The following is a 25732-nucleotide window of genomic DNA, read 5'->3' on the forward strand; positions in this document are numbered from 1 at the left end:
GATGTGTGGGTCGACCACCCACACGCTCCGTGAAGGCAGGACTCCGACCATGTCGCTCTTTCGCTACACCCGCGCTGGCCAGACGCCGGGCGCGCCACGCAAGCATTCACCCCTGCTCTGGATCGCACTGATCGCACTCATCCTGGGTGCGGTCGCGCTGGCCTTCGCTTGGCTGGCCGGCTGGATTGGCGGCCGCCTGACCGCGCAGCGCTTCACCGACACCATCGAAGCCACCGGCCCGGCACATCCCGGGTTCCGCCGGGCGCACAGCAAGGGCATCTGCGTGAGCGGTTGGTTCGAACCCAGTGCACAGGCCCCTACCCTATCCAGTGCACGGGTTTTCTCGCAGCGCCGCGTGCCGGTGATGGGCCGCCTGTCGATCGGCGGCGGTGATCCCTACGGCGCCGACAACACCGCGCGCGTACGCAGCCTGGCGGTGCAGATGGTCAGCGATGACGGCCAGGAATGGCGCATGGCGATGAACAGCTTCCCGTTCTTCGCGGTGCCCGATGCCGAGGCGTTCTACGAGCAGACGCGCGCCTCCATTCCCGACCCGGCCACCGGCAAGCCCGACCCGCAGAAGATGGCCGCGGTGCTGGCGAAATACCCCAGTGCACAGGCGTTCCAGCAGTGGGCCAGGACGGCGCCGTGGACCAGCGGCTGGGCCGACACCACCTTCAACAGCGTCAACAGCTTCTGGTTCACCAACGCGCAGGGCCAGAAGCGTGCGGTGCGCTGGCGCTGGCAGCCGCAGGCGCCGGTGGTGGAGATAGATGCGGAAACGCGCAAGCAGGCCAGTGTCGATTTCCTCAGCCAGGAACTGCAGCAGCGCCTGGCCAGCGGCCCGGTGCGCTGGAACCTGGTCGTCACTACCGCCGCGCCCGGCGATGCCATCGATGATCCATCGGTGCCGTGGCCAGAGTCGCGTGATCAGGTGGTGGCCGGCGTACTCAGCCTGGACCGCATGCAGTCGCAGGAACAAGGCGCGTGCGGCCAGATCAACTTCGATCCGCTGATCCTGCCCAGCGGCGTGCGCGGCAGTGACGATCCGATCCTGGCCGCACGCTCTGCGGTGTACTCGCAGTCATTCAACCGCCGCGAGCGCGAGCGCGCCAGCGGCAACGTCGAGCAACCGAAGGAGGCCGCGCGATGAACACCCATAACGGCCACTTCAACCTGCTGGCGCGGGTGCTGCACTGGACCATGGCGCTGATGATCATCGCCATGCTGTTCATCGGCGTGACCATGGTCGCCTCGCTGCACCTGCGGCCGATGCTGATCGACCTGCACCGACCACTGGGCATCGCGATCCTGCTGCTGGTGCTGCTGCGCCTGTACAACCGGCTGCGCCATCGCCCGCCGCCGCTGCCTTCCGACCTGCCCGCCTGGCAGGTGCTGGCAGCGAAGGCCTCGCACTGGATGTTGTATGCGCTGATGCTGGCGATGCCGTTGATCGGCTGGGCGATGCTGTCGGCCGGCGGTTACCCGATCGTGCTGTGGGGTGGCCTGCACCTGCCGCCGATCGTGCCGCACACCCCGGCGTTGTATGCCGCGCTGCGCAATGCGCACAGCTTGTTGGCGTATGTGTTGTTCGCCACGGTGCTGATGCATGTGGGGGCGGCGCTGTTCCATTGGTGGGTGCGGCGGGATGGCGTGTTCCAGGCGATGGCGCGCGGGAAGGATTGATCGGGTTCGCCGGGTGTTCCCGGTGATGTCATTTCCGCGACCGCGGGTGGGTGTCACTTTCTTTGCTCGTGCACCACGCTGCAGGAGCAGCGTGGAACGGCGTAGCCGGCCCGTAGGGTGGCGCACATGGATGTGCGCCATCAAGAAAGTAACCAAAGAAACACGCCGCCAGATCGCGAGCCGGTGCTGCGCACCGGTGCCCTGCGCTTCTCGGTGAATCAGGGGACGGCGCCGAACTCGCTGCGCTCAGACATCGGCGCCTCTACGCCCCTGATTCCCCTGCGATGCTCGGCTCGCTAAAAGGCGGACCCGACGTCAAAGGCAAAAGCTGCACCCCGTAGATCCACGCCGCGCGTGAATGCTCTTGTTGTTGATCTTGCCCTTCAAGTCCGCCTTGAGCGAGCCGAGCACCGCAGGTCCGGCGAGGGCGAAGAGGTGCGGGTGTCTGAGCGCAGCGAGTTCCCGCGCCGTCCCTCGACGGACCGAGGAGCGCAGGGCACCGGCGTGCGAAGCACGCCGGCTCGCGGCCGGCGGAGCGTTTCTTTGGTTACTTTCTTTGCGCGCAAAGAAAGTGACACCCACCCGCGGTCGCGGAAACGACATCATTGGGAACAGCTGGGCGCCGCTACAACCATCCCTTCTGCCGCGCCAGCCGGTACGCCTCGATCCGGTTGGCCACGCCCAGCTTGCCGATGCACTCGGACAGGTAATTGCGCACCGTGCCATGCGACAACCCCAGCTGCTCGGCAATCTCGCTGGCGGTACGGCCCTCGCCCGCCAGCCGCAGCACGCGGCGTTCGCGGTCGGTCAGCGGGTCGGCCTGCGACCACGCATCCAGTGCCAGCTGTGGGTCGATCGCGCGGATGCCCTGTTTCACCTTGCGCAGGGCATCGGCCAGGTTCTCGGCCGGTGCGTCCTTCAGCAGGTAGCCCAGCACGCCCGCTTCCAGCGCGCGGCGCAGGAAGCCGGCACGGGCGAAGGTAGTCACGATCACGACCTTGATCGGCAACTCGTGGCGGGCGATGCGCTGGGCCAGTTCCAGCCCGGACAGGCCAGGCATTTCGATGTCAGTGACCAGGATGTCCGGCTGCAGCTGCTGCAGCATGCGCCACGCCGCCTCGCCGTCAGCAGCGCTGCCCAGCACCTCGATGTCCGGCTCCAGGCCCAGCAGCGCCGACAATGCACCGCGCACCATCGCCTGGTCTTCGGCCAGCAGGATGCGGATCATGCGGCACCATCCCGTGCCAATGACGCTGGCGACAGCGGCGTGGTCGCGGCCACCAGTGGCACGCGCACGGTCACTACCGTGCCTTCTCCGCGCGGCGACTGCAGTGACAACTGGCCGCCCAGCGCCATCGCCCGTTCGCGCATGCCACACAATCCGTTGCCCTCGGCCTGTACGCCACCGCGGCCGTCATCGCGTATCTGCATCGCCAACTGTCGTTCCTCAAGCATGAAATCCACCTGCACCCGGGTCGCCTGTGCGTGGCGCACGATGTTGGTCGCAGCCTCGCGCAGCACCAGCGCCAGCCCACGTTCCACGTCGACCGGCATCGGCGGCGGCGGTGTGTACTGCAGGTGTACCTGCTGGCATTCCAGCAGCAGGCGCGCCGAGGCCAGCTCGCCGGCCAGGTCGCTGGCGCGGATGCCGGTCACCGCACTGCGCACCTGGGCCAGCGCCTCGCGGGCGATCGCCTCGGCTTCGCCGATCTCCTGCCGCGCGCGCGCGTCATCACGGTCGTACAGCTTGCGCGCCAGTTCCAGCTTCAGCGTGATCAGCGACAGCGTGTGGCCCAGCAGGTCATGCAGATCGCGGCCGATGCGCTCGCGCTCGGCGGTAGTGGCCAGCCGCCGCACCTCGTCCTGGGACAGCTGCAGGGCAACGTCCCGTTGATGGCTCAAGGCCTCCACGTTCACCACCAGGCCGACGATGAACGACACGGCCGGCATCCACACCATGGCTTGCCACGGATAACCCACGTAGAGCGCAGCGCCGCAGAACAACAGGTTCAGGCCGGTGAGCTGCAACAGGTACACCCACCAGCCGCCACGGCTGCTCATGCGGATCATCACGCAACCGAACACGAAGTAGCTCAGTCCCGACGGATACCACGGCAGCAGCACCAGGGCCATCAGGATCATGCCCAGCGCATAGCGCCATGCGTGGTGCCGTGGCGCCAGCATCACCTTCGCATAGAGCAGCAGGAACAGCGGATAGCTGGCCACGGTCAGCAGCAGCCAGCGCACCGTGAAGCCATTGCCGAGCACCGGGGTGAGGAAGATCCAGACCGACCACAGCAGGTGGATCGCACCGCTCCAGGGCGACTTGCCACGCCGCAGCAGGTCGGCCACCGCCGAGTCCGGCGCGGGGCGCAGCAGGGACGCAAGCCAGCTCGACGACACGGAAGAATCCAGGCGGGAATGATCGCTGCCGATCATGCCAGTTCAGCCGATCCGGCGCAGGCGGCGGCGCGCCAGCAGCAGCGCCACCACCGTGACCGCCAGCAGCACCAGCAGGTGGCCAGCCATGCTGCCCACCGACGGCAGCCCGACCACCGGCAGCGCCAGCTGCGCCAGATGCCAGGTTGGCCACAGCGGTGCCATCATCGAGAACACCTTGGGCAGCGCCGACAACGGCAGCCACAGGCCCGACAGCAGGGCCAGCGGCAGGTAGACCAGGTTGACCATCGCCGGCGCCGCGCTGGCACTGACATGACCGCCGATCAGCAGGCCGATCGCCCCCAGCGGCAGCGCTGCCAGGCCCGCCACCGCCAGCAGCTGCAGCATCTGCACTGCCTGCAGCTGCACGCCACCCAGCGCGCGCGCCACCCCGATCAACAGGGCGGCTACCAGCAACGCGAACATCACGGCCATCGCCAGTCGCGCCAGCAACGGTGCCGCCGCCGGCATCGGCAGCGCTCGCTTGAGGGTCAGCAGGCCGCCTTCACGGTCCAGCGCCAGCTGCACGCCGAAGCCGAACAGGGCCGGGGCCATCGCACCGAACACGCAGTAGGTGGCCAGCAGGTAGAGCGGTGCATGGCCGCGGCCCAACAGCACGCCGAACAACAGGTAGAACAGCACCGGGAACAGCAGCGAAGGCACCGCGAAGGCGGGTGTACGCCAGGCGCGGCGCAGCTCGGCCACCAGTTCAGCGCCGTACGGGCGCAAGGCCTGGCGCCACGCCGATACCGGCGCGGGTGTAGTGCCGGTACGGGTCATCGTGTTCATGCGGCCTCCCGGGTCATGTCGAGGAAAGCGTCGGCCAGTGCCGCGCCCTGTACTTCCAGCTCACGCAGCTGTGCATCGGCGGCCAGCAGGCGCGCCACCACCGGCTCGGCCGGGCTTGCCATCAACTGCAGGTGCTCGCCATCACGCTGCACCTGCTGCACGCCCGGCCACTGCTGTACGTCTTCAACAGTCAACACGCTGCGGCAGCGGATGCGGCGCGGCCGATCGGACAGGCGCAGCTCGCTCAACGGTGCGTCGGCCAGCACCCGGCCCTGCTCCAGCACCACCACCTGCTGCGCCAGCGCTTCGGCCTCTTCCAGATAGTGGGTGGTCAGCAGCACGCCGCAGCCTTCGGCCACCAGCTGCCGGATCGCCTGCCACATCGCCTGCCGCGCCTGGATGTCCAGACCGGTGGTGGGCTCGTCCAGGAACAGCACGCGCGGGCGACCACACAGCGCGATGGCGAACTGCACCGCGCGCTGCTGGCCACCGGACAGCTGACCGTAGCGACGGCCTGCCAGTGCCTGCAGGCCTGCGCGCTGCAGCACCTCCTGCAGCGGCATCGGGTCCGGATAGCAGGCGCTGGCCTGCGCCACCAGTTCGTCCACCTGCAGCATCGGCGGCAGGCTGGTGCTCTGCAGCATCACGCCCAGGCCGAGGCGGCTGCTGCGCTGCTGCGGGTCGCCACCGAGCAGCTCGACCTGGCCGGCATCGGCGCGGCGCAGGCCCAACAGCACGCTGATCGCGGTACTCTTGCCGGCACCGTTGCGGCCCAGCAATGCCAGCACCTGGCCAGCGCGGACCTGCAGGTCGATGCCCTGCAGGGCGGTATGGTCGCGGTAGCGCACCTGCACCTGCTGCAGGCGGGCCAGCGACGGGGCGATCGGATCCATGGGCGGTACCGGTAGCGGGGACGTTGCCATCCTGTGCCGCCGTGGTCACATTTCGCAGTTGCCGCCGTCAGTGTCATCGGATGACAGCTGTCACTGCCGTCATCGCTGTGCCTGCCTTCATGCTGTGCCGCACGCTCCACCGCCGGAATCGCCGCCGTCCGCGCTTCCGGCCACACCCGCCCGAACGCCTGTGATGGAACGAATGAACGCTTCTGCCGAGCTGTTGAAGGAACTCCGTATCGACCGCAAGTCGCCGCCGCCCGCCTCCGGTGGTGGCAGCAATGGCGGTGGCCGTCGTTGGCTGTGGATCGCGATCATCGTGGTCGTGCTGCTGATCGCCGCTGCCGTGGCCTTCCTGTTCGGCCGCGCGCCGGCCGTGGAAGTGGAAACCGCGCCCGCAGTGGCCATCCAGCAGGGCAGCGCCAGCAGTTCGGTGCTCGATGCCAGTGGCTACGTGGTCGCCCGGCGCATGGCCACGGTCTCGGCCAAGATCACCGGCAAGGTGCGCGAGGTGATGATCGAGGAAGGCATGCGGGTCGAAGCCGGCCAGGTGATGGCCACCCTGGATCCGATCGATGCCGATGCGCAGCGCAGCCTGTATGCCTCGCAGTTGCAGGCCGCGCGCAGCCAGGTGGCCGGGCTGGAGGCACAGCAGAAGCAGGCCGCCGCAGAAGCCAGCCGCCTGCAGGCGCTGGTCGGCCAGCAACTGGTGTCACGTTCGCAGTACGACCAGGCCGTGGCCCAGCGTGACAGCCTGCGTGCGCAGCTGGAAACGGCCCAGCGCAACGTCAAGGTCGCCAACGACCAGCTGGCCATTGCCGATCTGGGCGTGGACAACAACATCGTGCGCGCGCCGTTCTCCGGCGTGGTCACCGCCAAGGCCGCGCAGCCGGGCGAAATCGTTTCGCCGCTGTCGGCGGGCGGTGGTTTCACCCGTACCGGCATCGGCACCATCGTCGACATGGACTCGCTGGAGATCGAAGTCGAGGTCGGTGAGGCATTCATCGGCCGCGTGCAACCGAAGATGCCGGTGGAAGCCACGCTCAACGCTTATCCGGAGTGGAAGATTCCGGGCGAGGTCATCGCCATCATCCCCACTGCCGACCGCGGCAAGGCCACGGTGAAGGTGCGCGTGGCGCTGAAGGTGAAGGACCCGCGCATCGTGCCGGAGATGGGCGTGCGGGTCAGCTTCCTGGAGCAGGCGCAGCCGCAGACGGCCGCCAAACCGCAAGGCGTGCGCGTGCCGGCTGGCGCGGTGGTCCAGCGCGAGGGCGCCTCGGTGACCTTCGTACTGGGCGACCAGAGCCGCGTGCAGCAGCGCACGGTCGAGGCCGGCCAGGCGATGGGCAAGGACCGCCAGATCCTCAAGGGCGTCAGCGCGGGTGAGTCGGTGGTGGTGAACCCGCCGGACACCCTGCGCGATGGCGCCAAGGTGCAACAGAAACAAGCGCAGTAACGGCCTGGCGCCCATGGGCGCCGCCGGCAACACCGCTCGACGCACGCCTGCGGCCACCGCAGGTGCGCTTCCCCGTTTCCCGCCTTCCGTGGAGAACCACCCATGTCGACCCTGGTTTCACTGCGCAACATCACCAAGACCTACCAGCGTGGCCCCGAGAAAGTGCAGGTGCTGCACGGCATCGACCTGGACATCGCCAGCGGCGACTTCGTCGCGCTGATGGGCCCGTCCGGCTCGGGCAAGACCACCCTGCTCAACCTGATCGGCGGCCTGGACAACCCCAGCGGCGGCGAGATCAGCATCGAAGGCGAGCGCATCGACCAGATGAGCGGCGGCCAGCTGTCGACCTGGCGCAGCCACCACGTCGGCTTCGTGTTCCAGTTCTACAACCTGATGCCGATGCTGACCGCGCAGAAGAACGTGGAGCTGCCGCTGCTGCTGACCCATCTCAATGCCGCGCAGCGCCGCCGCAATGCCGAAATCGCGCTGACCCTGGTCGGCCTGGCCGACCGCCGCAGCCATCGCCCCAATGAACTGTCCGGCGGCCAGCAGCAGCGCGTGGCGATCGCGCGGGCGATCGTTTCCGACCCGACCTTCCTGATCTGCGACGAACCCACCGGCGACCTCGACCGCCAGTCCGCCGAGGAGATCCTCGGCCTGCTGCAGCAGCTCAACCGCGAACACGGCAAGACCATCATCATGGTCACCCATGACCCGAAGGCCGCCGAGTACGCCACGCACACGGTGCACCTGGACAAGGGCGAGCTGGCCGACGCGCCGCTGGCCCACTGACGGAGGCCACGGCGATGAAATACTTCTCGTTGGTGTGGGCGCAGCTGTTCCGCAGCCGCACGCGCACCCTGTTGACCCTGCTGTCGGTGGTGGCCGCGTTCCTGCTGTTCGGCATGCTCGACTCGGTGCGCGTGGCGTTCTCGTCCGGCGGCAGCGTGGAAGGCGCCAACCGCCTGGTGGTGGCCTCGCGGCTGTCGATCACCCAGTCGCTGCCGATCCGCCTGGAAACCCAGATCCGCCAGGTGGCCGGCGTGCGCGACGTGGCCTACGGCATGTGGTTCGGCGGCATCTACCAGGATCCAAAGAACTTCTTCCCGAACTTCTCGGTGTCGCCCAACTACTTCGATGTCTACCGCGAGCTGCAGATCGATCCGGCCCAGCTGGAGGACTGGAAGCAGACCCGCACCGGCGCCATCGTCGGCGAATCGCTGGCCAAGCAGTTCGGCTGGAAGATCGGCGACACCATCCCGTTGCAGGCCACGATCTTCCCGCGCGGCGGCAGCAACGACTGGCCGCTGGAACTGAAGGGCATCTACCGTTCCAAGGACCGAGCGCTGGCGGCCAACGAAGAACGCCAGTTGATGATGAACTGGAAGTACTTCGATGAATCCAACGACTACATCAAGAACCAGGTGAGCTGGTACACGGTGACGCTGGACAACCCGGATCATTCCTCGCGGGTAGCGCAGGCCATTGATGCAATCTCGGCCAACTCCGACCACGAGACCAAGACCCAGACCGAGTCGGCGTTCCAGCAGGCCTTCGTCAAGCAGTTCGCCGACATCGGCATGATCGTCACTTCAATCATGGGCGCGGTGTTCTTCACCCTGCTGCTGTTGACCGGCAACACCATGGCGCAGGCGGTGCGCGAACGCGTGCCGGAGCTGGCCACGCTGAAGACGCTGGGCTTCAAGGACAGCACCGTGCTGACCCTGGTGATGGTGGAGTCGGTGCTGCTGATCGGCCTGGGCGGCCTGATCGGCATGGGCCTGGCCGCACTGATCCTGCCGGCGATCGGCCCGAAGAGCATGGGCATGCTGCCGCCACACGTACCGACGCCGACCTGGCTGATGGGGCTGGGCCTGATCGTGGTGATCGGCATCATCGTCGGGTTGTTGCCGGCGCTGCGTGCCAAGCGCCTGAAGATCGTCGACGCACTGGCCGGCCGCTGAGGAGGACACCGACATGTTCAAGAGCAAACTCAAGAAATGGCTGGGCAACGGCCTGACGGTGCTGCTGCTGGTGATCGGCCTGGTGCTGTGGATCAGCCTGCCGTGGTTCGGCGTGCTGGCCGTGGCCGTGCTGGTGGCACTGTGGCTGCTGCTGACCCGTGGCGGACGGTTGGCGCTGGCCGCCACCCGCATCGGCGTGGCCAGCCTGCCGCAGCGCTGGGGCGCGTCCTCGGTGATCGTGGTCGGCATCGCCGGCGTGGTCGGCGTGCTGGTGGCGATGCTGGCGATGGGCGAAGGCTTCCAGGCCACGCTCAACAACACCGGCGACGACACCACCGCCATCGTGCTGCGCGGCGGCTCGCAGGCCGAGACCAACTCGGTGATCACCCGCGAGCAGGTGCCGACGTTGTCCACCCTGCCCGGCATCAGCCGCGATGGCGAAGGCCGGCCGCTGCTGTCGCCGGAGCTGTCGCAGGTGGTCAACCTGGTATCGAAGTCCGACGGCACCGACGTCAACGCGCAGTTCCGCGGCGTTGGTCCGCAGGCCTGGGCCGTGCATGACAAGGTCAAGATCATCGAGGGCCGCAAGTTCGCAGCCGGCCTGCGCGAGATCGTGGTCGGCCAGGGTGCCAAGGGCCAGTTCCGCGACATGGACGTGGGCAGGACGCTGACCCTGGGCAACCAGACCTGGACCGTGGTCGGCGTGTTCGCCACCGGCGATGCGCACGATTCGGAGCTGTGGACCGACGCCGATACGCTGGCCACCACCTACCAGCGCAGCGCCTGGCAGTCGATCAGCGTGCGTACCGATGGCAAGGCCGGCTTCGAGCAGTTCAAGGCAGCGGTCGCCGCCGACCCGCGCCTGAAACTGGACGTGGAAACCACCCGTGTCTACTACAGCAAGCAGGGCGGCGGGCTGACCAAGCTGATCGACATCCTCGGCAAGGTCATCGGCACGATCATGGCGGTGGGTGCAGTGTTCGGCGCACTCAACACCATGTACGCGGCCGTGGCCACCCGTGCGCGCGAGATCGCCACCATGCGCGCGATCGGCTTCCGCGGCCTGCCGGTGGTGACGGCGGTGATGCTGGAGACCATGCTGCTGGCGTTGCTGGGTGGCCTTCTGGGGTGTGCGGTGGCGTGGCTGCTGTTCAATGGCTACAGCGTGTCCACCATCGGCAGCAACTTCAGCGCGGTGGTGTTCAAGTTCCATGTGTCGCCGGAACTGCTGTGGACCGGACTGAAATGGGCGCTGGGCATCGGCCTGGTCGGCGGCCTGTTCCCGGCGCTGCGCGCGGCCCGTTTGCCGATCACCACGGCGTTGCGAGAAACCTGAGCATCACGCAGCGGTGGACTGCGCATCACGCAGGGGACGGAGCGAAGACTCCGTCCCTTTTATTTTGCGCGTCATCCACGCTTGCTGGTGAGCCAGAACGTCCAGTAGATCCACGCCATGCGTGGATGGATGCCGGCGCACGCGCACGGCTACAGATTGCGGGAAATACGCCGCTATCGATGCCTCTGCCCATCGAAAGCGCAACGCGCGTGACGTCGCGCACATCCCATCTGTGGATTGTTGGTTGCGATTCATTTTCGCGCACATCCGCGGCGCAGAGGCAAACAGTTACGAATGGAAACATTCTAGAATCGCCCCCCCACGTTGGTTTGCAGCACCCCACGCGTCCATAGAACGGGCGCTTGTTTTCCTGAAACACGAGATTTCACGGATGTCCCTGAAAACCAATCCGCTGCGCAACGCGATCGTCATCGCGCTGGCCGCCAGCTGCACCACCCCCGCCTTCGCACAGAGCGCCGGCGATACCCCGACCAACCTCGATCGCATCGAGATCACCGGCTCGCGCATCCGCCAGGCCAGTGTCGAGACCGCACAGCCGGTCGTCGCGCTCAGCCGCGCCGAGATCGAGAAGAAGGGTTACATCAACGTCGCCGACATCCTGCAGGACGTCACCGCCGCCGGCGCACCGAGCCTGAGCCGCTCGTCGTCGCTGAGTTCTTCGCGCGACTTCGGCGGCACGTACGTCAGCCTGCGCAACCTCGGCCCGGAGCGCAGCCTGGTGCTGATCGACGGCCGCCGCATGGGCGTCAGCGCCGGTGGCTACTCCGACCTGGCTTCGATTCCCTCGGCGATTGTCGAGCGCGTGGAAGTGCTCACCGATGGCGCGTCCGCGCTGTACGGCTCGGACGCCATCGCCGGTGTGGTCAACATCATCACCCGCAAGAACTTCGACGGTGGCGAAGCCAGCGTCTACGTCGGCCAGTACGGTGAAGGTGACGGCCAGAAGCGCTCCTACAGCGCCACCTTCGGCAAGACCTTCGACCGCGGCTGGTTCAGCGTCGGCGCCGAGCGCACCAAGGAAGACGAGATCCTCGGCAGCGAGCGCGAGTTCAGCCGTTACCCGGGTGGCCCGCGCCATCCCGACGACGTCAAGGCACTGAACCAGACCACGCAGTGGGGCAGCGTCACTGTCGACGGCAAGTCGCTGACCGTGGGCCCGGGCGGCGACCCGAGCCAGAAGGGCAATTTCCACACGCCCAATCCGGCCGATGGTGCCAACACCAAGACCAACATGAGCCTGCTGAGCGGCCTGGAGCGCACTTCGGTGTTCGCCAACGGTGGCTTCTCGATCACCGATGACCTGCGCATCGTGGCCGACGCGCTGTACAGCAAGCGCGAGTCGACCAAGCACCTGGCCGGCTACCCCTACTCGGTGTCCACCGCACAGGCGCGCAACGGTTCCCGTGCTGCCCTGTCCAAGGACAGTGCGTTCAACCACTGGGGCCAGGACGTGCTGTTCTCGCACCGCACCGAAGAAATGCCGCGTGCGACCGAGAACAACCTGGACACCAAGCGCGCCAGCATCGGCCTGGAAGGCAGCTTCGAAACCGGTTCGCGTTACTGGGACTGGAACGTCAGCTACATGTACAACCGCAATGAAGGCGAGCGCATCGGTACCGGCAGCATGTACCAGCCGCACGTCGACCTGGCGGTCGGCCCATCCTTCATGGATGGCACCGTGGCACGCTGCGGCAGCCCGGGTGCAGTGATCGCCGGCTGCGTGCCGTGGAACCCGGCCGCGCCGATGGGCTATGCGGGCCCGGGCTCGCTGAGCAACCAGGACGTGCAGGACTACCTGTTCACCCGCTTCGTCGACAAGATGAAGAGCACCACGAAGGTCGCCAGCGCCAACATCTCCGGTTCGGTGTTCACCCTGCCGGCCGGCGACGTGATGGCCGCGATGGGCTTCGAGCACCGCAACGAAGAAGCCAGCTACACCCCGGACCTGATGGTGCAGAAGGGCCAGATTGCCGGCACCACCGGCCAGCCGACCCGTGGCGACTACTCGCTCAACGAGGTCTACCTGGAGCTGCAGGTACCGCTGCTGGCCGACATGCCGTTCGCGCGTGAACTGTCGCTGGACCTGGCCGGCCGCTACACCGACTACAACACCTTCGGTTCGACCACCAACAGCAAGTTCGGCCTGAAGTGGAAGCCGATCGACAGCCTGCTGGTACGCGCGACCTATGGCACCGGCTTCCGTGCGCCGACCGTGGACGACCTGTACGGCGGTGCGGTGAAGAGCCGTGATTCGTTCACCGATCCGTGCGATACCTCGTTCGGCATCGCTGCCAGCAGTGCGACCGTGGCCGCACGCTGCCAGGCGCTGAAGGTGCCGGCGGACTTCCGCCAGCAGACCGCGTCGGAAGGCAACGTCGCCAACCGTCCGGGCCAGCAGGGCATCGCCGATTTCGACTCCGGTTCCAATGCGAACCTGAAGCCGGAAACCGCCAAGACCTGGACCGTGGGCCTGGTGTACAGCCCCGAGTTCGTGCCGGGCCTGGACGTCAGCCTGGACTGGTGGAAGATCCGCATCGACAACGCGATCGTGGGTGAGTCGGCCACCGACATCCTCAACCAGTGCTACGTGCAGGGCGTGGATTCGGCGTGCGGCCGCTTCACCCGCTCCACCAGCGCCAAGACGCTGGGTCAGGTGACGTCGCTGGACCGCTCGCTGGTCAATGCGGGCTACCGCGAAACCGCCGGGTACGACTTCAGCCTGCGTTACCGCCTGCCGGAAACCGCGTTCGGCCGCTTTGCCGCCACCTGGAACACCACCTACACCGACTACCTGGCGCAGCGCAACGACAGCGCCGCCACCACGCCGGTGGAGCAGAAGACCGGCTGGCAGGGCAACTTCCGCGTGCGTTCGACCTTCAACCTGGATTGGCAGTACGGCGACCTGGGCATCGGCTGGACCGCCCGCTACTACTCGGGCATGAAGGAAGCCTGCTCGTATGACCTGGCCGGTGGCCCGGACTGCAACATGGCCGGCTTCGTCTCGCCGTACACCGATGCGCAGCCGAGCCGCAAGGTGGGCTCCAACACCTTCCACGACCTGCAGGTGCGTTACAGCCTGCCGTGGGACGGCACCGTGTCGCTGGGCGTGAACAACGTCTTCGACCACCAGGGTCCGATCATGTACAGCCAGCCGAACAGCAGCTTCACCTACTACGGTGGCTTCGACATCGGTCGTTTCATGTACATGAAGTACCAGCAGCGCTTCTAAGCCTGCAACCGCGTTCCCGCCACCGCCATCTCTCTCTCCTGGCGGTGGATGGAAGCAGAACGGCGCCCTTCGGGGCGCCGTTCTTTTTTGGGTGGAAGCGGGTCGGATCCCTTCACCCTGCGAAGGGCTCTGACCCCACGCGACGGATAGAACAGGGTCAGAGCCCTCCGCGTTGCGGAGGGATCCGACCCCGCAGCCCCGCCGGCGCTAGCGCTTGGCGCGCATCGTGCGGATGTTGTCACCGACGAACAGGATCAGGCCGGCCCAGATCGCGGCGAAGCCGATCGCCTTGGCAGTATCGAACGCTTCGTGGAAGAAGAACACGCCCAGCAGCAGCTGCAGGCTCGGCGCGATGTACTGCAGGATGCCGACCAGCGACAGCGGGATGCGCTTCACGCCGTAGGCGAAACCGATCAGCGGCACTGCGGTCACTGCGCCACCGAAGACCAGCAGCAGGTCATTGCGCCAGCCCCAGCCATGGAAGAACGCGCCGCCATGGCCGTTTTCCGCCCAGATCGCGAAGGCCAGCGCCGGCAGGAACAGGTACATGCTCTCCACGCCCAGGCCGGCCACCGGATCGACCGAGACCAGCTTGCGCAGCAGGCCATACAGGCCGAACGAACAGGCCAGGCCCAGCGCGATCCACGGCGGCGTACCCGCGTCGATGGTCAGCCAGGCCACGCCCACCGCTGCCATCGCCACCGCCACCCACTGCAGGCGGCGCAGCCGCTCCTTCAGCACCAGCACGCCCAGCAGCACGTTCACCAGCGGGTTGATGAAGTAGCCCAGGCTGGTCTCGATCACATGGCCGGCGTTGACCGCCCAGATGTACAGGCCCCAGTTGAAGGCGATGGTCAGGCTCGACACCAGTAGGATCGGCAGCGCGCGCGGCTGCGCGGCGATCTTCTGCCACCAGCCCAGGCGCGAGCTGATCAAGAGCCAGCCCAGCACCATCACGGTGCTCCAGATGATGCGGTGGGCGATGATCTGGAACGAGGGTACCTCGTTGAGCAGGTGCCAATAGACCGGCACCAGGCCCCAGATCACGAAGGTGGATGCGGTGACCAGCAGGCCCCGGCGTTGTTCTTTCTCGTCCATGCTCACTTCTTTCTCGTCCTTGCCATTGTCAGCACCACCACACCCAGGAGAATCACCGCCATCGCCAGCAGGTCGCGCCAGCCGAAGCGCTCGCCGTTGAGCAGCGCGCCCAGCAGCACCGCGATCACCGGATTGACGTACGCATAGCTGCCGGCCAGCGCCGGCCGCACGTTCTGCAGCAGCCAGACGTAGGCGGTGAAGGCAACGATGGAACCGAACACGCACAGGTAGGCCATCGCCAGCAGGCCACCGGTATCGGGCAGCGTGGTCGGGCGCTCGCCGACCGCCAGGCCGATCAGCACCAGCAGCACGCCACCGCAGATCATCTGCCCGGCGGCGGTCATGAACGGGCCCGGCAGGTCCAGGCCGCGCGCCCACACCGAACCGAAGGCCCAGCCGATCGGCGCGATCAGCAGCAGCACCAGCCCGGTCGGCGAGGCCGTCAGGCTGCTGCCGGCGTTGAGCCAGACTACGCCGAGGAAGCCGATGGCGATGCCCAGCCACTCACCGCGGCTGGCATGCTGCCCGCGCAGCGCCGAGAACAGCGCCATCCACAGCGGCACCGAGGCCACCGCTGTCGCGGCCAGGCCCGAGGACACCTCACGCTCGGCCAGCACCACCATGCCGTTGCCCAGCACCAGCATGGTCACGCCCATCACCACCAGGTTGCGCCACTGCCGCAGGGTCGGGTTCGGCATCTTCCAGAACAGGCGCAAGGCCAGGAACATCAGGCCACCGGCAATGATGAACCGGCTGCCGGAAACCATCGTCAGCGGCAGCGCGCCGCCGTGCAGGGCCTTGGCGATGCCCAGGTAGGTCGAGCCCCAGACCACGTAGACCAGCAGCAATGCCAGCGCGACAAGGCCACCCCGGGGGGCAGCCGCAGACGAAGAGGGGGGAACCGACATGACACACCAGGGAGCCGGGGGAAGGCGGATTCTAGGACGTTTTGAGTATGGTCCGGCACCCCGGACGGTGGCACGCTGTCATCCATCCATGCACCCTGCTCTGGTCTGCTACCCCGTGTTGACGGCCGATGCAGTACCAAGAGGGCTGCCCGGCCGCGCCGCCCCAAGGCCGGGCGCCGTTTTCCCTGCGCACGGACGCGCCGCATCGAGGATTCCCACCCAGATGAGCACCACGTCCCAACCTGCCGTACCCGCGAACGACCGCGCTGCCCTGCGCAGGTCGATCTCCAACACCCTCAAAGGCTCCGCCGGCAACCTGGTGGAGTGGTATGACGTCTACGTGTACTCGGTGTTCGCCGTGTACTTCGAATCGCAGTTCTTCTCGCCGGACGACAAGAACTCCACGATGTACGTGTGGGCGATCTTCGCCGCCACGTTCCTGATGCGCCCGATCGGTGCCTGGTTCTTCGGCCGCTTCGCCGACCGCCACGGCCGTCGGTTGGCGCTGACTGTCTCGGTCACGCTGATGGCGCTGTGCTCGTTCCTGATCGCCATCACCCCCACCGCCGCCAGCATCGGCATCTGGGCCGCAGTCATCCTGCTGTTCGCGCGCCTGCTGCAGGGCTTCGCCACCGGCGGCGAGTACGGCGCCAGCGCCACCTACATGTCCGAGGCCGCCATTCCCGGCCGTCGCGGCTTCCTGTCCTCCTTCCACTACGTCACCCTGGTTGGCGGCCATGTGCTGGCCCAGCTGACCCTGCTGCTGATGCTGACCTTCTGGGGCAAGCCGGAGATCTCCGAGTGGGGCTGGCGCATCGCCTTCGGCATCGGTGGCATCGCCGCGGTGGTGGTGTTCTGGCTGCGCCGCGGCATGGACGAATCGCTGTCGGAGTCGTCGATCGAAGCTGCGCGCGAGGGCAAGGCGCAGAAGTCCGGCTCGATGTACGAGCTGTTCGTGCACCAGTGGCGGCCGCTGCTGCTGTGCTTCCTGATCACCGCCGGTGGCACCGTGGCCTTCTACACCTACTCGGTGAACGGCCCGAAAATGATCCAGAGCGCATTCGCGGGCAACGACCCGATGACCGGCACCCTGATCAACCTGGGCGTGCTGGCGTTCCTGATGGTGCTGCAGCCGATCGGCGGCTGGCTGTCGGACATCATCGGCCGCAAGACCCTGCTGGTGTTCTTCGGTGTCGGCGGCGTGCTGTACAGCTGGTACCTGATCACCCAGCTGCCGCACCAGCACGACGCCACGCTGGCGTTCCTGACCCTGGCACTGGCCTTCGTCATCCTCACCGGCTACACCTCGATCAATGCCGTGGTGAAGGCCGAGCTGTTCCCCACCCACGTGCGTGCGCTGGGCGTAGGCCTGGGTTACGCGCTGGCCAACTCGCTGTTCGGCGGCACCGCCCCGCTGCTGTACCAGGGCGCGCTGAAGACCGGCCACGTCGACTGGTTCGCCATCTACGTGACCGCCACGATCGCGGTATCGTTGGTGGTCTATGTGTTCTTCCTCACCAACAAGGGCCCGAACTGGCTCGACGGCACCCGCAAGTAAGCGCGTTGCCGTGATCGCGGCCACTGGTGCAATGCCGGTGGCCGCTACGTCTCCCGCCACCGCGCTGATGTGGATCGCGGTGACGCTGGCCGCAGCCACGGCATTGGCCTGGGTGCTGCGCCGCCCCAACGCGCAGGCCACGTGGCCGCGCACGGGGTTCGGGGTCGCCCTGCTGGTGTTCTGCGCCGCGCTGGCGCTGCAGCTGGCGATGGACCTGGGCAGCGGCCACAGCTCGCTGCACCTGCGGCTGCATCGCGGCATCAATGCGGGGTCGCCGGTTGGCCTGCGTACGATGGTGGCGTGCTATCTGGCAGCGCTCGCTGCCGCCGGCTGGGGCGCATGGACGCTGCTGCGCCGGCGCTGACGAACACCCGGTGGTGCCGGCCGCTGGCCGGCAATCCGCAATCCGCAATCCGCAATCGGTAGAGTCGACTGTTGGTCGACTGCTCTCTCTGTCGGCACCGGAAAACCCGCGCTGCGCGCGATAGTCGACTGGCAGTCGACTCTACCCCCGGCGGAATGACATGACACCCCGCCGGTCCCGAGCCTCAGCGGCGGGCCGCTTCGCTCTTGTCGCGCGCGCCGCGGAACTCCGATTCCTTCTCCCACGTCGGCCAGCGGCGGCTGTTGGCCAGCTCGGCACCCAGGTCGTAGACCAGCAGAGTGTCAGCCGCGTGGCCGCTCGGATCCCAGCTCGGGGTCCAGGCATCGCAGGCCTGGTGGTAGCAGTCGGCGAAGTACTTCTCGCGCAGCGCGCGGCCGGCTTCAACGCCGCCGTCCAGCTTGTCCAGGCCCGGGCCGATGGTGATCGCCGGCACGCCCAGGCGGGCAAAGGCGAAGTGGTCGGCGCGGTAGAAGAAGCCGGCCTCCAGGTTCGGGTCCGGGCTGTAGCTGCGACCGCGGGCCTTGGCCACGCGTTCCAGGTCGCCTTCCAGCGACACCCGGCCCTTGCCCCACGAAGCGATGTCGCGGGTCGCGCCATCCGGGCTGAACATCTCGATGTTCAGCACTGCAGCGGTCTTGTCCAGCGGCGCCAGCGGATGCGCGGCGTAGTAGCTGGCGCCCAGCAGGCCCTTCTCTTCGGCGGTGAGGGCCACGAAGTACAGCGTGCGCTGCGGCTGCGGGCCGGCGGCGAACACGCGGCCCAGTTCCAGCACCGTGGCCACGCCGGTGGCGTTGTCGATCGCACCACGGCGGATGCGGTCGCCCTTGGCGTCGGCCTGGCCGATTCCGAAGGCATCCCAGTGCGCGGAGAAGATCACCGCCTCGTCGCCATGCTCGCCGCCGGGCAGCTTGGCCACCACGTTGCGGGTGACCACCTGCTCGCGCTTGAGTGCGAAATCCACGCTCAGCTTCGCGTTGTCCAGTGCCACCGGGCGGAAGTCGGCACGCATCGCCTTGCGCTTCTCGGTATCGAAGTCGAGGCCGGCGTCGGCGAAGATCGCCTCGGCAAGTTCGCGCTGCATCCAGCCACGCAGCGGCGTGTGCTGCGCCATCGCCTCGGCCTGGCCGCGTTCGATGTCGAACAGCGGCGAGGTGCCCGAGCTCTTCACCGTGGCCCAGCCATAGGCGGCCGGCGCGGTCTCGTGCACGATCAGCACACCCTCGGCACCACGGCGCGCGGCTTCCTCGAACTTGTAGGTCCAGCGGCCGTAGTAGGTCACCGCCTTGCCATCGAACGCGCCCGGCGCATCGGCCTCGAAATCGGCGTCGTTGATCAGCACCACGGCGATCTTGCCGTGCAGGTCCACGTCCTTGTAATCGTTCCAGTGGCGTTCCGGTGCGTCGATGCCATAGCCGACGAACACCAGTGGCGCGTCCTTGATCTGCACGCGCTTGCGCGGCTGCAGGCTCTGCAGGGTCACGTCCACACCGTTGGCCAGCGCGCGCTTGCCCTGCTTCAGCGACAGGCTGGCCTTGGCCGGCCCGTCCAGCTGCGCGCGCACCAGCGGCACCGGCTGCACCCAGCTGCCATCCACGCCACCCGGCTGCAGGCCGTAGCTGCGGAACTGCTCGATCAGGTACTGCACCGTGCGCTCTTCGCCCTCGGTGGCCGGCGCGCGACCCTCGAATTCATCCGATGCCAGCACACGCACGTGGCGCGACAGAGCCTGCGGATCGATGCCGCCACCCGGGAGGTCGTTGGCCGCATGGGCCAGGCCACCGACAAACAGGCAGGACGACAGCAGCAACACGCGCATCGGATTCACGGCAGTACCACGGCTAGCTTGGAAGTCACCAGAGTGTAACGTGGTCGTGACATCACGGCGCAGCCTGGGCTCGCGTCATCCACGCATGGCATGGGTCTACCTGCTGATGCGGTCCAGCCAGCAGGCCAGGCCCTGCGCGTTGAGTTCGATGTCCATCGCCAGAACAGCGATCACCGCCGCATCGTCCAGCGCACAGCCATGCAGCTGTGCACGTTCCAGGTACAGCGCCTGCAGCGCGGCCAGCAGGCAGCGGTGGCGGTCCGGCCGGCCATCGCACTGGCGGCCGATGGTGGCCATCGCATCGATCTGTTCGAACAGGTCGTTGGCCAGTTTCTGCACCTGCTCCACGCGGCCGTAGTGGGTCAGGTACATCGCCTGCGGGCCATAGCCCAGCATGCGCTGGATCGAGGCCTTCATCGCTTCCGGGTCGAACTGCACCGGCGACGAGGTCGGGAAGATGAAGGCCCCCTGCGCACTGTCCAGCTCGCGGTAGGAAATGCCGAAGGTATCGCCGGTGAACCAGCTGCGGCTGCGCGCATCCCACACGCAGTAATGGTGCAGTGCGTGGCCCGGGGTGTGCAGCAGCACCAGCTCGCGGCCGGCCAGGTCGATACGGTGGCCGTCCTCGGCCACCACCACACGATGTTCGGGAATGGCCTCGATACGACCATAGCTGCGCGCGATTTCCTCGGCACCGTACACCGCCGTGGCACCGGCGATCAGCCGGGTCGGGTCGATCATGTGCGGCGCACCGCGCGGGTGCAGCACTGCCTTTGCGTTGGGCAGCTGCTGCATCAGCAGGCCGGCGCCGCCGGCGTGGTCCAGGTGCACGTGCGTGAGCAGCAGCCAGTCCACCGCGTCAACGGCCAGACCCGCGTTGGCCAGCGCCTGCAGCATCGCCGGCACCGACAGGCCGGTGCCACAGTCGACGAACGCGGCGCGGTCGCATTCAACGATCAGATAGGCCGCGTCGAAGTCGGGACGCTGGAAGCCGGTATCGATGGTGTGGATGCTGGGGTCGGCGATCATCGGCACGCACCTGGCAGGATCGGGAACAGACGCCCATGGTAGGCGCGCGGGCGGCCCGGGTTCGATGCGGCTTTGGTCGGGTAGTGCCGGGTTGTGGGCGGGTAGAGTCGACTGTCAGTCGACTGTCGCGCGCAGCGCGGGCTTCCAGAAGAGCAGTCGACTCACAGTCGACTCTAGCAAGGGCAAGCGCAGGCAAGGGCAAGCGCAGGCCAACCAACCGCAGGTCCATCGGGTGCGCAAGGGCCAGGTTCAGCGCAATGCGAACCGCGGCCGCAGCAGCAGGGCCAGCACCAGCACCGCCAGGAATGCGCCGTAGGCGTACAGCACCGCCAGTACCTGCGGCCAGATCGGGCCGGCGCCGGGCTGTGCCATGCCAAGTCGATACCCCCACAGCATCGAGGCGATGCTCAGGGCGAAGGCCAGCAACAGGGTGGAGCCATCGAACAGGCGCCGCCGCGGGGTGCGCGGCTGGCGCGGGAACAGCCAGTACAGGCTGCCCAGCAGCAGGAACCAGGGCAGGAACAGCAGCAGCGACAACCAGGCCATCGCAGACTCCATGTCATCGCGCCGGAGGCGCGCGGACATCATGCCATGACGTTCGTTCGCGGGTAGGGCCGACCGCTGGCCGGCGTTTTCCTATGCAGTGCCGTGGTAGTGCCGGCCGCTGGCCGGCATTTCCTATGCAGTTGCCGGCCAGCGGCCGGCACTACCCTTACGCTTCGCGCAGCATGGCCAGGGCCGCCAGCACGGCGTCCACTTCAGCGTCCAGCTTGAACAGTTCGCTCTGCAGCTGGTCACCCTGCTCCGCCTGCTTGATCACGGCAATCAACTGCCCCGCATCGCGCGGCGAATCGAAGCCTTCGCTCTGGATCAGCAGCGTGCCGTCACCGGCGGTCAGCTTGAAGTAGAAGCGGCCGTCCTTGTCGCGGTACTGCTTGAACTGCGGCGGTGCCACGCGGGCCACGCCGGCGTCCTCGCTGGCGATATCGCCTGCGGTGGACAGGTCACGCAGGCCCACCGCATGGCGCAGTTCGTCCAGCAGCGGTGCCGCCAGCTGCTCGCGCAGCTGCTGGCCACGGCGCTTGAGCAGCGCCTCGATCTTCTCCGGCTCGGCCATCAGCGCGTTGTAGCGCTCGCGCAGCGGCGACAGTTCGCTGTCGATGCGCTCGAACAGCTGCTGCTTGGCGTCACCCCAGCTGATGCCGGCGGCGAACGCCCTGGCGAATTCGGCGGTCTGTTCCGGGGTGGCGAAGGCCTGGTACATCTGGAACAGCGCCGAGCCCTCGGTGTCCTTCGGCTCGCCAGGTGCGCGCGAGTCGGTCAGGATCGAGAACACCAGCTTCTTCAGCTCCTCGCGCGGCACGAACAGCGGAATGGTGTTGTGGTAGCTCTTGCTCATCTTGCGGCCATCCAGGCCCGCCAGCGTCGCCACCTGCTCGTCGATCACCACGTCCGGCAGCGGGAAGTACTCCTTGCCATACACGTGGTTGAAGCGCTGGGCGAAGTCGCGCGCCATCTCGATGTGCTGGATCTGGTCACGGCCCACCGGTACCTGGTTGGCCTTGAAGATCAGGATATCGGCGGCCATCAGCACCGGATACATGAACAGGCCGGCGCTGACGCCTGCGTCCTCGTCCACGCCTTCCTCGCGGTTCTTGTCCACCGCCGCCTTGTAGGCGTGCGCGCGGTTGAGGATGCCCTTGCTGGCGATGGCGGTCAGGAACCACATCAGCTCGGTGGTCTCGCGGATGTCGCTCTGGCGGTAGAACCACACGTGTTCCGGGTCCAGGCCACAGGCCAGCCAGCTGGCCGCGATCTCCAGGGTCGCGCGCTGGGTGCGCTGCGGGTCCTGGGACTTGATCAGGCTGTGCAGGTCGGCCAGGAAGAAGAAGCTCTCGATCCCCGGCGCGCGGCTGGCCGCGATGGCCGGACGGATGGCGCCAACGTAGTTGCCCAGGTGGGGCGTGCCGGAGGGGGTGATGCCGGTAAGGACTCGGGTGGTCATGACTGCGTGGGGTAACCTTCGATGAACGGGGCCAGTTTACCTTGCACGCCACCAACCCCGTCAGGGCCTGCGGCGCGTTCATTCACGCAACCCCGCTGGAGACGCCCGATGAAACGCCTGCTGCCCCTGCTGCTGATCCTGCCCCTGGCCGGCTTCCGCCCCGCCCCGATGCCGCCGCCGGCCTACGAGGGCGGCCCCGTGCGCATGTCTCTGGTCGACCGCGACCGCGGCACCGAGTTGCGCAGCTACCCTGCCGAGGGCCAGCGCTGGGTGGCCGGCGAGCGCGGCCACCGCTACGCCGTGCGCCTGTACAACGACAGCCCGCGCCGGGTGCTGGTGGTGCTGTCGGTGGACGGCGTCAACGCCATCTCCGGCGAGGATGCCGATCCGTCGCAGACCGGCTACGTGCTCAACCCCGGCCAGCGCGCCGACATCACCGGCTGGCGCAAGAGCCAGGATGAAGTGGCGCAGTTCGTGTTCAGCAGCCCCAGCGGCAGCTATGCCAGCCGCACCGGTCGCCCGGACAACATCGGCGTGGTCGGCGTGGCGGTGTTCGAGGAAGCGCGCCGCTGGCGTCCGGATCCGATCCTGCGCCGGAGCCTGCCACTGCCGGCTCCGGCCCCGACGGCCGAAGCGGCGGCCGATGCCAGCGCCAGCAACAGCCGCATCGAGGGCTATGCCAGCAAGTCACAGACCCCTGCGCTGGGCACCGGCCACGGCGCACGCGAGCAGTCGTCGGTACGCGATACCGACTTCGAACGCGCCAGCCGCAGCCCGGCACAGGTTCTGCAGCTGCGCTACGACAGCGCCCGCAATCTGCGCGCGCGCGGCATCCTGGTCGATACGCCGCCGTCGCGCCTGCCGCGCGAACCGCAAGCGTTCCCGAACCGCTACGTGCCGGACCCCCCGGCGCGCTGAGCGCAGACAGCACGACGCCCGCAACCTCTCGGTGCGGGCGTTGTGCCGTGGGGGGAAAACCGTAGCGCTTACTTGTAGTCCGGGTAGTCCTTGCTCACGGCATCCTGGAACTCACGGACTTCCTTCTCAGCGCGATCCTTGGCCCAGCCATAACGTTCCTGCAGGCGGCCGGCCAGATACTCGGCATTGCCTTCAGCCACATCGAAGTCGTCGTTGGTCAGATCGCCCCACTTGGCCTGGGCCTTGCCCTTCAGCTGCGACCACTTGCCGGAAATGATGTCTTTGTTCATTGCTGGGAGTCCTTGGTTGCAACGGCGTTCTTACCGTGGCTACAGCTTCGCGCAGCGGCTGTTGAGTGCCGGTCAACCGACCATGAAAGCACTGCTCACCTGCTTGAATGGTTCACTACGCTTCGACACGTACGCTGCAGAAAAACGCGCAAGAAAAAAGGCCGGGGGGGTCCCCCCGGCCTTTTTGCTTTCCGTTCCACTTCAGGCTCAACGGCCCTTGGCGGCATCCTCAACCTTTTCGCCAGCCTTCTGCACGTCCTTGCCGGCACCGGCAACGGTGTTGCAACCGGCCAGCAGGGCCACCGAGAACATCGACAACAGCATCAGGGCAACTACGCGCTTCATGGGCTTCTCCTTGGGTTCGCCGCTATACCGCTTCATTCGCGGATGGGGTTCGGTCGCTCGGCGGAAGGAGCCAATGCCACTGCCGCCGCGTGATGTGCAATCTGGCGGCAGGGGCGTGGAGCGCGTGTGAACGGATCATCGATCCGTTCAGGCGGAGAGCTCAGTCGCGCATCAGGGTGGACTTGCCGAACAGGCTTTCGACCAGGTCCACGGCCAGTTCGGCGGTGGCATTCTGCTTGTCCAGCAAGGGGTTGAGCTCGACGATGTCCAGCGAACCCATGCGCCCGGTGTCGGCAATCATCTCCATCACCAGCTGCGCCTCGCGGTAGTTCACCCCGCCCGGCACGGTGGTGCCGACGCCCGGTGCGATGCTCGGGTCGAGGAAATCCACATCGAAGCTGACATGCAGGTGGGTGTTCTCGTCGATGCCCGCCAGTGCTGCTTCAACCGCGCGCTTCATGCCGTTCTCGTCGATGTAGCGCATGTCATAGACATCCACCTTGTGGGTCTTGATCAGGCGCTTCTCTTCCGGGTCCACCGAACGGATGCCGATCTGGTGCATCTGCGCCGGGGTGATCGCCGGTGCGGTACCACCGAGCTGGGTCAGTGCATCCGGGCCCAGGCCGCACAGGCAGGCCACCGGCATGCCGTGGATGTTGCCCGACGGAGTGACATCGCTGGTGTTGAAGTCCGAATGCGCATCCAGCCACAGCACGCGCAGGGTCTTGCCCTGCTCGCGGCACCAGCGCGCGACGGCGGTGATCGAACCGATGCCCAGGCAATGGTCGCCGCCGAGCATGATCGGCATGCGCCCGGCCTGAAGTTCGGCATAGCTGGCTTCCATCAGTGCATGGTTCCACGCCACCACTTCGCCCAGGTGGCGGTAGCCTTCCACCGGCGCAGTCCACGGGTTGCGCGGGCCATCCAGGTTGCCCACGTCGCGCACGTCCACGCCGCGCGCTTCCAGCGCCTCCGGCAGGCCGGCCACGCGCAGCGCTTCCGGGCCAAGCCGTGCACCGCGATGGCCGGCACCCACGTCGGTGGGAACGCCAATCAACGATACGGAAATGGGATGGGCCATGGGTGCCTCCTGCGGGGGAAAAAGAAGCACAGTCTAGCCAGAGCTGTGTGACACCACTCGCGGCGGTGCAGCAGGGCAATCACATGGCATGATGCCGCGCGGACCTGCCCCCGCTTCATGGAAGATTGCGATGTCGCCCTTCATCAATACGGCCTGGCCGCGCTTTTTCATCGGGGCGCTACCCATCGCCGCTCTTGCGGTTTTTTCAGCAGCTCGATCGATGCGTCGCAGAACGGCTGGTTGATGCAGGCGACGCTGCTGCTGGTGCCGTTCTCGACCCTGGTATTCCTCGGGTTGGGTTGGCAGCGTCTGCGCAAAGCACACGCCGAACACCCGATTCTGAAAAGCGAGCTGCCCCGTGTGGCGACGGCATTGATTGGCAACGTGAAGCTGGCGGCGCTATGGTTCGGCCTGACCTTCGTTGGTATGTTCACCCTGATCCTGGCGTGGGTGTTGCTGTATAGGTCCTGCGGCTGA

At 67.1% G+C, this 25732-nt stretch carries 24 protein-coding genes; 11 read left to right on the plus strand and 13 right to left on the minus strand.

Going from position 1 to position 25732, the window contains the following annotated elements; all coding sequences use genetic code 11:
• The first annotated feature begins 49 nt into the window (after positions 1–49).
• On the plus strand, positions 50–1153 hold the full coding sequence (locus AC5P9P_RS17195) for a catalase family peroxidase (protein WP_495232980.1): 1104 nt from the start codon (positions 50–52) through the stop codon (positions 1151–1153).
• The gene (locus AC5P9P_RS17200; protein WP_353949709.1) at positions 1150–1686 is read left to right on the plus strand and encodes a cytochrome b; all 537 of its coding nucleotides are present in this window, start codon (positions 1150–1152) and stop codon (positions 1684–1686) included. The genes AC5P9P_RS17195 and AC5P9P_RS17200 overlap by 4 nt, the downstream gene beginning before the upstream one ends.
• A 625-nt stretch (positions 1687–2311) precedes the next feature.
• Here the strand turns inward: AC5P9P_RS17200 and AC5P9P_RS17205 are convergent.
• From AC5P9P_RS17205 to AC5P9P_RS17220, 4 genes are read right to left on the minus strand one after another with little or no spacing between them, the layout of a single operon-like run.
• Positions 2312–2914 carry a response regulator transcription factor gene (locus AC5P9P_RS17205; RefSeq protein ID WP_005407733.1) on the minus strand — a complete coding sequence of 201 codons (603 nt, stop codon included), beginning with the start codon at positions 2912–2914 and terminating at the stop codon, positions 2312–2314.
• A complete protein-coding gene (locus AC5P9P_RS17210; protein ID WP_033833589.1) occupies positions 2911–4125 on the minus strand; it encodes a sensor histidine kinase in 1215 nt (404 codons plus the stop codon). Before AC5P9P_RS17210 ends, AC5P9P_RS17205 begins: the two co-directional genes overlap by 4 nt.
• Positions 4126–4131: 6 nt before the next feature.
• Positions 4132–4914, minus strand: a complete 783-nt coding sequence (locus tag AC5P9P_RS17215) for an ABC transporter permease (protein ID WP_353949710.1) — start codon at positions 4912–4914, stop codon at positions 4132–4134.
• The gene (locus AC5P9P_RS17220; RefSeq protein WP_353949711.1) at positions 4911–5807 is read right to left on the minus strand and encodes an ABC transporter ATP-binding protein; all 897 of its coding nucleotides are present in this window, start codon (positions 5805–5807) and stop codon (positions 4911–4913) included. The genes AC5P9P_RS17215 and AC5P9P_RS17220 overlap by 4 nt, the downstream gene beginning before the upstream one ends.
• Before the next feature lie 202 nt (positions 5808–6009).
• On the opposite strand from AC5P9P_RS17220, the gene AC5P9P_RS17225 reads away from it, so the two are divergent.
• The 5 genes from AC5P9P_RS17225 to AC5P9P_RS17245 all read left to right on the plus strand — a co-directional run bounded on the left by AC5P9P_RS17225 (position 6010) and on the right by AC5P9P_RS17245 (position 13813).
• On the plus strand, positions 6010–7263 hold the full coding sequence (locus tag AC5P9P_RS17225; protein ID WP_495232981.1) for an efflux RND transporter periplasmic adaptor subunit: 1254 nt from the start codon (positions 6010–6012) through the stop codon (positions 7261–7263).
• Positions 7264–7365: 102 nt separating this feature from the next.
• Positions 7366–8055 (plus strand): ABC transporter ATP-binding protein, encoded by a 690-nt coding sequence (locus AC5P9P_RS17230; protein WP_004137569.1) that lies wholly within the window; start codon positions 7366–7368, stop codon positions 8053–8055.
• 14 nt (positions 8056–8069) lie between these two features.
• Positions 8070–9227 carry an ABC transporter permease gene (locus tag AC5P9P_RS17235; RefSeq protein ID WP_005407727.1) on the plus strand — a complete coding sequence of 386 codons (1158 nt, stop codon included), beginning with the start codon at positions 8070–8072 and terminating at the stop codon, positions 9225–9227.
• A 13-nt stretch (positions 9228–9240) separates the two neighbouring features.
• Positions 9241–10563 (plus strand): ABC transporter permease, encoded by a 1323-nt coding sequence (locus tag AC5P9P_RS17240; RefSeq protein ID WP_005407726.1) that lies wholly within the window; start codon positions 9241–9243, stop codon positions 10561–10563.
• Between the two features lie 391 nt (positions 10564–10954).
• Positions 10955–13813, plus strand: a complete 2859-nt coding sequence (locus AC5P9P_RS17245) for a TonB-dependent receptor plug domain-containing protein (protein ID WP_033833627.1) — start codon at positions 10955–10957, stop codon at positions 13811–13813.
• Positions 13814–14020: 207 nt separating this feature from the next.
• Here AC5P9P_RS17245 and rarD read toward each other — a convergent pair whose 3' ends face one another.
• Complete coding sequence (rarD, locus tag AC5P9P_RS17250) at positions 14021–14917, minus strand: EamA family transporter RarD (protein ID WP_033833626.1); 897 nt, start codon at positions 14915–14917, stop codon at positions 14021–14023.
• Positions 14914–15819 (minus strand): drug/metabolite exporter YedA, encoded by a 906-nt coding sequence (yedA, locus tag AC5P9P_RS17255; RefSeq protein WP_043035189.1) that lies wholly within the window; start codon positions 15817–15819, stop codon positions 14914–14916. The genes rarD and yedA overlap by 4 nt, the downstream gene beginning before the upstream one ends.
• A gap of 223 nt (positions 15820–16042) precedes the next feature.
• On the opposite strand from yedA, the gene AC5P9P_RS17260 reads away from it, so the two are divergent.
• Positions 16043–17377: an MFS transporter gene (locus AC5P9P_RS17260; protein WP_033833624.1), complete on the plus strand. Its 1335-nt coding sequence runs from the start codon at positions 16043–16045 to the stop codon at positions 17375–17377.
• A 31-nt stretch (positions 17378–17408) separates the two neighbouring features.
• Complete coding sequence (locus AC5P9P_RS17265; RefSeq protein ID WP_231522704.1) at positions 17409–17741, plus strand: hypothetical protein; 333 nt, start codon at positions 17409–17411, stop codon at positions 17739–17741.
• Between the two features lie 184 nt (positions 17742–17925).
• On the opposite strand, the gene AC5P9P_RS17270 is transcribed toward AC5P9P_RS17265, so the two are convergent.
• The 4 genes from AC5P9P_RS17270 to AC5P9P_RS17285 all read right to left on the minus strand — a co-directional run bounded on the left by AC5P9P_RS17270 (position 17926) and on the right by AC5P9P_RS17285 (position 22621).
• Complete coding sequence (locus tag AC5P9P_RS17270) at positions 17926–19578, minus strand: M28 family metallopeptidase (protein WP_449156965.1); 1653 nt, start codon at positions 19576–19578, stop codon at positions 17926–17928.
• Between the two features lie 105 nt (positions 19579–19683).
• A complete protein-coding gene (locus tag AC5P9P_RS17275; protein WP_495232982.1) occupies positions 19684–20616 on the minus strand; it encodes an MBL fold metallo-hydrolase in 933 nt (310 codons plus the stop codon).
• Between the two features lie 249 nt (positions 20617–20865).
• Complete coding sequence (locus tag AC5P9P_RS17280) at positions 20866–21162, minus strand: hypothetical protein (RefSeq protein ID WP_024956159.1); 297 nt, start codon at positions 21160–21162, stop codon at positions 20866–20868.
• Between the two features lie 166 nt (positions 21163–21328).
• The gene (locus AC5P9P_RS17285; RefSeq protein WP_033833621.1) at positions 21329–22621 is read right to left on the minus strand and encodes a tryptophan--tRNA ligase; all 1293 of its coding nucleotides are present in this window, start codon (positions 22619–22621) and stop codon (positions 21329–21331) included.
• Positions 22622–22729: 108 nt separating this feature from the next.
• Between AC5P9P_RS17285 and AC5P9P_RS17290 the strand changes: the two genes are divergently transcribed.
• Positions 22730–23539, plus strand: coding sequence for a hypothetical protein (locus AC5P9P_RS17290; RefSeq protein ID WP_033833620.1), 810 nt, complete (start codon positions 22730–22732; stop codon positions 23537–23539).
• A 68-nt stretch (positions 23540–23607) separates the two neighbouring features.
• Here AC5P9P_RS17290 and AC5P9P_RS17295 read toward each other — a convergent pair whose 3' ends face one another.
• The 3 genes from AC5P9P_RS17295 to rocF form a co-directional block, all read right to left on the minus strand.
• On the minus strand, positions 23608–23829 hold the full coding sequence (locus AC5P9P_RS17295) for a CsbD family protein (RefSeq protein ID WP_004153772.1): 222 nt from the start codon (positions 23827–23829) through the stop codon (positions 23608–23610).
• Between the two features lie 207 nt (positions 23830–24036).
• Entirely contained in the window at positions 24037–24174 is a 138-nt protein-coding gene (locus tag AC5P9P_RS17300) for an entericidin A/B family lipoprotein (protein ID WP_005407710.1), read from the minus strand.
• Between the two features lie 160 nt (positions 24175–24334).
• On the minus strand, positions 24335–25255 hold the full coding sequence (gene rocF, locus AC5P9P_RS17305; RefSeq protein WP_049433630.1) for an arginase: 921 nt from the start codon (positions 25253–25255) through the stop codon (positions 24335–24337).
• Positions 25256–25372: 117 nt separating this feature from the next.
• Here rocF and AC5P9P_RS17310 point away from each other — a divergent pair, with 117 nt between their 5' ends.
• Positions 25373–25732: a hypothetical protein gene (locus AC5P9P_RS17310; protein ID WP_231522698.1), complete on the plus strand. Its 360-nt coding sequence runs from the start codon at positions 25373–25375 to the stop codon at positions 25730–25732.

This window comes from Stenotrophomonas sp. YJH_SMC_14-1, from assembly GCF_059372275.1.